Origin of the sequence: Burkholderia sp. Ac-20379, assembly GCF_017104645.1 — a bacterium.
In the GTDB taxonomy this organism is placed as follows: Bacteria; Pseudomonadota; Gammaproteobacteria; order Burkholderiales; family Burkholderiaceae; genus Burkholderia.
This window is the reverse complement of record NZ_JAAGPF010000308.1, coordinates 1-8,726: the sequence shown is the minus strand read 5'-3', so window position 1 is coordinate 8,726 and position 8,726 is coordinate 1. Positions and strand designations below refer to the sequence as shown.

Here is an 8,726-nt window from a genome sequence, read left to right as displayed (position 1 = left end):
CGTGGCCCCGCACCGACAGCGGCGCCGATGCGCCCCGCCGTGACGGCTACGGCATGCCGCACGACGGCTGGCGCGACCATCCGCCCGGCTTCCATCACCTGCCGCCGATCGCGCTGTTCGACGCCGCCAAGCACCGCCTGGCCGGCTACCCGCCGCCGCCCGACACGCAACTGCATGCGCTGCACGCGGGCGGCAAGGTGGTCGGCTGGCTGTCGATCGCCAAGCCCGGCGGCCTGTTCTACGCGGCCGACCAGCGCTTCCAGATGCAGCAGTCGCGCGCCACCTGGGTCATCGTGCTGGCGGCGGCCGTGCTGTCGGCGCTGGTGGCGATGGTGCTGGCGCGGCTGATCCTCGCGCCGGTGCGCCGCATCGTGCGCGCCACCCACCATCTCGCCGAAGGCCAGTACGCGGTGCGGGTGCCCGAGCGCGGCAGCGACGAGCTGAGCCAGCTCGCGGTGGATTTCAACAAGCTCGCCGCCTCGCTGGCCGCCGCCGAGCGCGCGCGGCGCGACTTCTTCGCCGACATCTCGCACGAGCTGCGCACGCCGCTCGCGGTGCTGCGCGGCGAGGTGGAAGCGCTGGAGGACGGCGTGCGCCGCCCCGACGCCGGCACGTTCGCCTCGCTGCAATCGGAAATCGCGCTGCTCAGCAAGCTGATCGACGACCTGCACGAGCTGTCGCTGGCCGACATCGGCGCGCTGTCGTTCGAGATGATGCCGGTGGACGTGGCGCGCGTGGTGGAGATCACGGCCGAATCGTTCGTCGAGCGGCTCGGCGCGAAGCGCATCGCGCTCGACACGCGCATCCCGTCCGATCCGGCGCTGATGTCGGGCGATCCGCACCGGCTCGCGCAACTGCTGCAGAACCTGCTGGAAAATTCGCTGCGCTATACCGATCCGGGCGGCGCGGTGCAGGTGGCCGTCACGGCGCGCGGCGCGCAATGGCAGATCGACGTGCTCGATTCGCACCCGGCCGTGCCCGACGCGATGCTCGCGAACGTGTTCGACCGGCTGTTCCGCGTGGACGTCTCGCGCAGCCGCCAGAGCGGCGGCTCGGGCCTCGGCCTCGCGCTCTGCAAGCATATCGTCGAGGCGCACGGCGGCACCATCGCGGCGCGCCGCTCGCCGCTCGGCGGCCTCTGGATCATGATGCTGTTCCCCTCGCTGAAACCGGACCATGAAAACTGACCGCCCCGGGCCGACCGTCCTGATCGTCGAGGACGAGCCGAAGCTCTCCGCCCTGCTCGCCGATTATCTGCATGCCGAAGGATTCGACACCGCGATCGTCGCCGACGGCCGCGAGGTGGTGCCGTACGTGCAGGCGCACGATCCGGCGCTGGTGCTGCTCGACCTGATGCTGCCGGGCCGCGGCGGGCTCGACATCTGCCGCGACCTACGCGGCTTCTCGACCATTCCGGTGATCATCCTGACCGCGCGCGTCGACGAGATCGACCGCCTGCTCGGCCTCGAACTGGGCGCGGACGATTACGTCTGCAAGCCGTTCAGCCCGCGCGAGGTGGTGGCGCGCGTGAAGGCGATCCTGCGCCGCATCGAGAACGCCGCGCGGCCGAAGCAGGCCGACGAAGACACCGGCGCGGGCGCTGGCGCCAACGGCCCGTTCGCGATCGATCCCGAGCATCACCTCGCGCAACTGCACGGCCGCAACCTGCACCTGACGCCGGTGGAACTGCGCCTGCTCGCGCTGCTGGTGGCGAACCCCGGCCGCATCTATTCGCGCGATTTCCTGCTGCGGCGGCTCTACGACGACCACCGCGTCGTGACCGACCGCACCGTCGACAGCCACGTCAAGAACCTGCGCCGCAAGCTGCAGGCGGTGCAGCCCGAACACGACTACATCCGCTCGATCTACGGCGTCGGTTATCAGTTCGAGCCCGACGCGAACGCGGCGGGCAGCGGCGCGCCGCGCTAGCGGATCCGCTTACTGGAAGTGATGAACGTAGCGCAGCACCAGCCGCGATCCCTGCGGCCGGTTGCGCGCCAGCGTCTCGAAGTACGCGTTGAACATCAGGTGATCCTGCGGCGAGAAGCTGTACATCGCCCCCGGCCCGATCGCGAACACCGCCTCGCGCGTGCCGGCCACGTCCTGCCCGTTCAGCTTCATGTCGGTGGTCTGGCGCAGCCAGTAGCCGTTGATCCCGAGCCGCAGGCCGGGCCGCACCTCGTACTCGGTGGCGAAGTTGACGTGCACCGCCTGGCCCGCCTGGGTGCTGGCGGCGTCCGGCCCCAGCGCGGTGGCCGGCTCGTGGTTGGTGGCGTTCCACAGATAATGCAGCCGCCACGACACCGTCCACTTCGGCGTCAGCCACAGCGTGGCCGCCCAATACGGATCGAACGACCAGAAGTGACTGCCCGGATTGATCGCGCGCGACGGATCGTAGGCGCCGGTCGGCGCGATGAACTGGAATTCCACGCGCTGCGCGAAGCGCGGCCCGTTCGGCCCCATCACCGGATCGAACTGGATGAACGGCCCCACCACCACGTCGCCGAAGCCGGCCCGCGAATTCAGCGCCACGTTGCCGAGACCGTCGTTGGTATGCACCGAGGCGATCCACGGCAGGATCACGTCCAGGCCCGGATGCATGCCGCCCACGCTCCATGGCGACTGGTACACCAACTGGCTCAGGCCCGCGAACAGGTCGATGTCCTGCTTCGGCAGGCCCACCTTGTTGCCGGCGTTGTCGTTCACGCGCCCGGCCGTGTAGTACTCGAAATACTGTGTGCCGTACCAGCCCGAACCGGCCGGCGGCATGCCGTCCAGGAAGCTGGTCATGCCGAGGTTCAGCGTCGGCAGATCGCTGGCGCGGGCCGGCGCGAGCGCCGCCAGGTTGGCGAACAGCACGCTCGCCAGGAGAAAAAGGCGTGAGCCGCGTTTCATGTCGGGACCTCCATCATTTTTTGTTTGGACAACGAATCGATTCGCTCAAATGGAATCGGGGTGATCGGCGATCGTGCGATAGCGGCCGGCATGAAACGCGAGCGGCGCCCGATCCCAGCTCTCGAACCGCTCGATCCGGCCGATGAAGATCACGTGATCGCCGCCGTTGTAGTGGCCTTCGTTGCGGCACACGAAGCGCGCGCTCACACCGTCCAGGCACGGCACGCCGGCCGCCTCGGCGGCGTGGTGCGCGATGCCCTCGAACTTGTCCTCGAGCGGCGTGGCGAAGCGGCGCGACAGGCCGATCTGGTCGTGCGCCAGCACGTTGATCGCGAAATGCGAGCCGGCCACGAAATCGGCGCGGCTCGGCGCTTCCTTGCGCAGGCTCCACAGCAGCAGCGGCGGATCCATCGACAGCGACGAGAACGAATTGGCGGTCAGCCCGACCTTGCGCCCGTCGGCGGCGCGCGTGGTGATCACCGTGACGCCGGTCGGGAACGCGCCGAACGCGGCGCGCAACTGCTTCGGATCGAAGCCGGGCACGGACGGCGTGCCGATCGGCATGTTGATTTGCGCGTTCATCACGCCTCCGCCACGTCGTGTTCGCCGATCAGCGCGGCGCAGGCGGCCGGATCGAACCACCACGGCGAGAACCGGCGCGGATCGTCGAAGCCGTTGACGATCGCGGCGGCCAGCCCGGGCCGCTGCCCGGCGGCGCCGAGCAGCTCCAGGACGTGCGGCGGCGGCGGCGCGAGCAGCGAGTTGGTCCAGCGCACCACGTGCTGCGCGTAGCCCCAATAGCGCTCGAACGTGCCGTGCATCCACGCCTCGTCGAACGGCTCGGCCTCGCGCGCGAGAATCGCGTCGCAATACAGCTTCGCGCACTTGGCCGCGTTGTTCGATCCCTGGCCGGTGATCGGATCGTTCACCACCACCGCGTCGGCCATGCCGAACACGGTGGCGCCCGACGGCAGGCGAAACGTCGGCTTGCGCACCGTCGGCGTGAAGCGCCCGGCCAGCGTGCCGTTCGGATCGCTGAGCGCGACGTCGCGACAGCGTTCGTATTCCCACGGCACGTATTGCTTCAGCAGCGCGAGGCTGCGCGCCAGATGCTGCTCGGGCGCGACCGCGTCGGCCCAACAATCGAGCGGGCCGCCTGGCACGCCTTCGAACACCATGATTTCGCACGGGCCGGTGACGGTCAGCGCCGGGAACACGAAGTATTCGCCGATGCCGGGCAGCAGGTTGAAGCGCACGCGCGAATACGGCTGGCTCGGCGTCATGCCCGTCACGTAGGTGAGCGCCAGCGCGCGCTGCGGCCGCTCGAACAGGCTGCGCGCCGCGTCGCGCTCGAAGCGGTTGACGATCTCGCCCTTGCCCGCCGCGAGCAGCACCAGATCGTGGCTGCGCGCGAGCGCCTCCAGTTCGGGCTCGCCCACGTCGCCGATCCGCACCTCGGCGCCGCGGCGCGCCACCGCCTCGAGCCAGTCGGCCATCTTGACGCGCTGATCCACCGATTGCGCGTAGCGCGCGAGCCGCGACGACCATTCGATCGCCCGGCGACCGCCGCCTTCCGGATGCGGCACCGCGATGCCGATGCCTTCGATCGCGGGGCAGGCTTCCTCCCACTGGTTCAGGCCGAGATCGCGCTCGATCTGCAGCGCGGTATGGAACATGCACTGGCTCGACATGACCTTGCCGGCACGAATCTGCGCCGCGTCGCGATTGGTCGCGAGCGTGACGTGGTAGCCCTGATCGAGCAGGGCGAAGGCGAGTTGCAGGCCGGACTGGCCGGCGCCGACGATGGCGATACGTCTCATGAGAATCTCCTGTTTGAATGCGTTATTGCGCGAGGCGGGGGATCGCCGGCTCGGCCTGTTCGGGGCCCATCGCGGAATAGCCGCCGTCCACCGCGTAATCGGCGCCGGTCACGAAGCTGGCCGCGTCGCTGAGCAGGAAAGTGACCACCCGCGCCACCTCGGCCGGATCGCCGACCCGCCCGAGCAGATGAAACGGCGCGGCGACGCGATCGGTCTTGCCGCGATCGCCGCCCGTCATCTCGTCCATCACGCGCGACCAGGTCCAGCCCGGCGACACCGAATTGACGCGAATCCGGTCGGCCGCGAGATCCATGGCCATGCTGCGCGTGAGCTGGCGGATCGCCGCCTTCGAGGTGGGATAGAGCCAGCGGCCGGTTTGCGCGCACTGCGCCGAGATCGAGCTGAAGTTGACGATCGCGCCGCCGCCGCGCTGGATCATCCGCGGCTGCACCGCCTTGGCCAGCATCGCGGCCGACACCACGTTCACGTCCATCGCCGCGAGCCAGTCGCGGCGGCTGGCCTGGATGCCGTTGTCGACATAGCTGCAGGCCAGATTCACCAGCAGATCCACCGAGCCGAAGCGCTCGACCACGGCGTCCACCGCACGCTCGATCGCGCGATCGTCGGTGATGTCGGTGGCGACGAACAGGCCGCGCTCGCCGAGCGATTCGGCCACGCGCGCGCCGTTGTCGCGATCCAGATCGAGGATCGCGACGCACGCGCCGGCACGGCTCAGATCCTCGGCCACGGCCGCGCCGATCAGCGTCGCGCCGCCGGTGACGATCGCGACTTTTCCTGCAAGGGCTGTCATGGGAAGCTCCCTGAAACGATGAAGAAAGGGCTGCGGCTCGCGCCGCTCACACCGTGCGCGCGGCGGGCGCGCTGTCGTGCCAGCGCCGCATCAGGCGGTTCGACGGCACGCGCTCGTCGAGCAGCTTGTGCGCCGTCTCCGCGCCCGCCACCGGCAGCCCGGCCGCGTCGAGCAGGCCGATCTGCACCAGCACGCTGGCCTGATCCCAATAGATGTGCTCGTGATAGAGCTTGTCGCCGCGGAACTTGACGATCGCCACCAGCGGAATTTCGACGCGCCGGTGGGTCGGCGCCACGCCGGGCAGCATCCAGTCGATCTCGGTGGTGTGCGTGAAGCGGAACAGCAGCTCGTCCACGATCTGGCTCGCGCCGATCGTGCGCGAGATCGGCGTGATGGTGGTGTCGGGCGGGTTCGCATGCACGAAGTGATGCGTGTAGAAGCGCTTGAGCTCGTCGTAGCCCACACCGCCGGTCAGCGTCGGGATATGGTTCACGTACGGCTCGGCCACCATCGTGGCCATCGTCGCGTCGACGTTGCGGGTGCTGAATTCGTGCTCGAGATGGGTTTCCCACAACGCCGACAGATCGTAGTGCGGGCCCAGCGCGCCGCGCAGCGCGGCGATCGTGCGCTGATGCGCCATCGACGCGGCGGCCTTGTCGAAATGCTCGCCGCCGATGCGCGCGAACGCGTGATCGACGCCCGGATACACGTGGATCTCCACGCCGTCGCGCCCGCCCAGCGCCTCGGCGATCCGCCGCTGCGCGTCGGGCGGGCAGAAGCGGTCCTCGCCGGCGATCTGCAGTACCAAACGTCCGTTCAGGCCGGCCGCCTCGTCGAGCGCATCCTCGATGCCGACCCCGTAATAGCTGACGGCGGCGGCCACGCCCGGCAGCCGGCACGCGGCCAGGTAGGCGAGCTTGCCGCCCAGGCAGTAGCCGAGCACGCCGGCCTCGCCGGTGCAGGCCGGCAGGCGGCGCAGCGTGTCCAGCGCGGCGCCCACGTCGGCCACGCCGAGCGTTTCGTCGAAGCCGCGATACAGCGCCATGGCGCGCTCGAAATCGGCCGGCGTCCCGCTCAGTTCGATGCCCGGCTCGGCGCGCCAGAACAGGTCGGGCAGCAGCACCACGTAGCCTTCCTCGGCCAGGTAATCGGCGGTGGCGCGCATCGTGGCGTTGGCGCCGAAGATCTCGTGACAGAGCACGACGCCCGGCCCGCTGCCGCATGCCGGTACGCTCAGATATGCGCGGAAGGTCGCGCCGTCGCGCGAGGCGACGTCGATATGGCTGCCTTTCATGGCTCCGTCCTGTGGTGTGGGTGACGGGCCTAGTATTCGCAGCCGAAACTCGCGCTTCTATCCGCTTACTGTTGCCGGTATCCGCGCAGTCCAGAAACCTGCGGGCCGCGACGGCGGCGCGGCGCAGGCGCCCCCGGCACCGCGGGTATGTGCGGATGCTGGCGCGGCGCGGAGTTTTCTAGGATGCGGATGCGGCCCGCTTCTTGCGTTGAAGGACGGCGGCGGTGCGCGGCGGGGCCCGGATTATCCGGATCCTCCGGGCGCTGTCCGAATCGTGCGGCGGCATTCACCAGGAACGGGAGCCGTGCACGACGCGAGTGCGATCGGGCATGACGGGAGAACTTCGATGGCGCATTTTCTTGAGGCGGGCTGGCTCGACGACACCGCCTGTTTCAATCACGACACCCTGCTGTTGCAGTCCAACGACGTGGACGAAGTGCGCGCGCGCGTGGCGGACGTATTCAAGCCGCACCGCCTGACGCCGTCGGGCGGCAACCGTGCGCTGCGCAGCTCGATGCACCATGCGCGCTGGGGCAACCTGTCGCTGAATCTGCTCGACTACGGCGGCGAGGTCGACATCGATCCGGGGCCGCTGGAAGATTTCTTTCTTCTGCAGATTCCGCTGCGCGGCGAAGCCGCGATCGAATGCGGCGCCGCGCGGTTCGTCTCGTCGCCGGGCACCGCGTCGCTGGTCTCGCCCACGCTGCCGCTGCGGATGCGCTGGGGCGACGCCTGCCCGCAGGTGGTGCTGCGTCTCGAGCGCGACCTGGTCGAACGGCACGCGCAGCGCCATTTCGGCGCGCATCGCGGCGCGCCGGTGGAGTTCGAGCCGGCCTTCGGCTTGTCGTCGCCGCAGGGCCGCTGCCTCGTGCAACTGCTGCCGCTGCTGGCCGGCGCGATCTCGGCCGACGGGCATCCGCTGCGCAACCCGCTCGCCTTCGAGCAACTCGAATCGACGCTGCTCAATATCCTGCTGCACGGCCAGCCGAACAGCGCGAGCGCCGCCGCGCGCCACGCACCGGCCGCGCTCGCGCCGTTCTACGTGCGGCGCGTGGAGGATTACATCCACGCGCATCTGGACGAGCCGCTGACCATCGAGCGGCTGGCCGACATCGCGGGGGTGAGCCCGAGCACGCTGTTCGCGGGCTTTCGCAACCGTCACGGCGTCACGCCGATGGCGCTGGTCAGACAGTTGCGCCTGCAACATGTGCGCGAGACGCTGCTCGCCGACGATGCGCCGGCGCTCGTTTCCGTCACGGATGTCGCGATGAAATGGGGGTTCACGCATCTGGGCCGCTTTTCGCTCGAGTACAAGCGCGCGTTCGGCGAATCCCCTTCGACCACCCTGAAAATGCGCCGGGATCGATTCCGGCGTTAAACGTTCTTCACGCGGAAATCGGCCGGCACGCAGCCGCTCAGCACGCGATCGACGTTCGGCAGATCGTTGCCGTCGAGCTTGGCGAGGATCGCGGCTTCGTCCATGCCGTAGCCGTGCCAGCGCGCCGACAGGCGTTCCACCAGCACCGCGCGCGGCACGTCGAGCATCACGGTGGTATCGAAGAAGCGGCGCAGCGGCGCCCAGGCCGGATCGTCGAGCAGCAGGTAGTTGCCCTCCACCACGATCGTGCGCGCCGCCGGTGCGATGATCTCGGCGCCGGCGCGGGCGATTTCGATCGCGCGGTCGAACACCGGCACGGCGATCTCGCGGCCGTCGTCGGCGGCCAGCCGCGCGAGCATCGCGGCCAGGCCGTCGATGTCGAACGTATGCGGCGCGCCCTTGCGCGGGCGATCGCCGCGCGCGTTCAGCACGCGGTCGTCGTAGTGGTAGCCGTCCATCGCGAGCAGCGCCGCGCGGCCCGGCCGGCCGTCGCACAACGCCGCGCACAGGCGCGCGGCGAACCTGCTC

Annotated in this window: 9 protein-coding genes; 3 read left to right on the top strand and 6 right to left on the bottom strand. The window is 69.6% G+C overall.

Annotated features, from left to right (window positions below; all coding sequences use genetic code 11):
• A partial coding sequence (locus tag G3N92_RS27060; protein WP_206130658.1) for an ATP-binding protein occupies nt 1–1,187 on the top strand: 1,187 nt, incomplete at its 5' end.
• Entirely contained in the window at nt 1,177–1,929 is a 753-nt protein-coding gene (locus G3N92_RS27055; protein ID WP_206130657.1) for a response regulator, read from the top strand. The genes G3N92_RS27060 and G3N92_RS27055, both read left to right, overlap by 11 nt.
• Before the next feature lie 9 nt (nt 1,930–1,938).
• Here the strand turns inward: G3N92_RS27055 and G3N92_RS27050 are convergent, their stop codons facing one another.
• Genes G3N92_RS27050 through G3N92_RS27030 form a run of 5 tightly spaced genes read right to left on the bottom strand, consistent with a single transcriptional unit; the run spans nt 1,939 to nt 6,820 of the window.
• Nucleotides 1,939–2,895, bottom strand: coding sequence for a transporter (locus G3N92_RS27050; protein ID WP_206130656.1), 957 nt, complete (start codon nt 2,893–2,895; stop codon nt 1,939–1,941).
• A gap of 45 nt (nt 2,896–2,940) precedes the next feature.
• Nucleotides 2,941–3,477: a flavin reductase family protein gene (locus G3N92_RS27045; protein ID WP_241015041.1), complete on the bottom strand. Its 537-nt coding sequence runs from the start codon at nt 3,475–3,477 to the stop codon at nt 2,941–2,943.
• A complete protein-coding gene (locus G3N92_RS27040; RefSeq protein ID WP_206130655.1) occupies nt 3,477–4,715 on the bottom strand; it encodes a styrene monooxygenase/indole monooxygenase family protein in 1,239 nt (412 codons plus the stop codon). The genes G3N92_RS27045 and G3N92_RS27040 overlap by 1 nt, the downstream gene beginning before the upstream one ends.
• Before the next feature lie 22 nt (nt 4,716–4,737).
• A complete protein-coding gene (locus tag G3N92_RS27035; protein WP_206130654.1) occupies nt 4,738–5,526 on the bottom strand; it encodes an SDR family oxidoreductase in 789 nt (262 codons plus the stop codon).
• A 46-nt stretch (nt 5,527–5,572) separates the two neighbouring features.
• Entirely contained in the window at nt 5,573–6,820 is a 1,248-nt protein-coding gene (locus G3N92_RS27030; protein ID WP_206130653.1) for a dienelactone hydrolase family protein, read from the bottom strand.
• 346 nt (nt 6,821–7,166) lie between these two features.
• On the opposite strand from G3N92_RS27030, the gene G3N92_RS27025 reads away from it, so the two are divergent.
• Nucleotides 7,167–8,198, top strand: a complete 1,032-nt coding sequence (locus tag G3N92_RS27025) for an AraC family transcriptional regulator (RefSeq protein WP_206130652.1) — start codon at nt 7,167–7,169, stop codon at nt 8,196–8,198.
• Here G3N92_RS27025 and G3N92_RS27020 read toward each other — a convergent pair.
• A partial coding sequence (locus tag G3N92_RS27020; protein ID WP_206130651.1) for a nucleoside/nucleotide kinase family protein occupies nt 8,195–8,726 on the bottom strand: 532 nt, incomplete at its 5' end. The two genes, G3N92_RS27025 and G3N92_RS27020, sit on opposite strands and share 4 nt — an antisense overlap.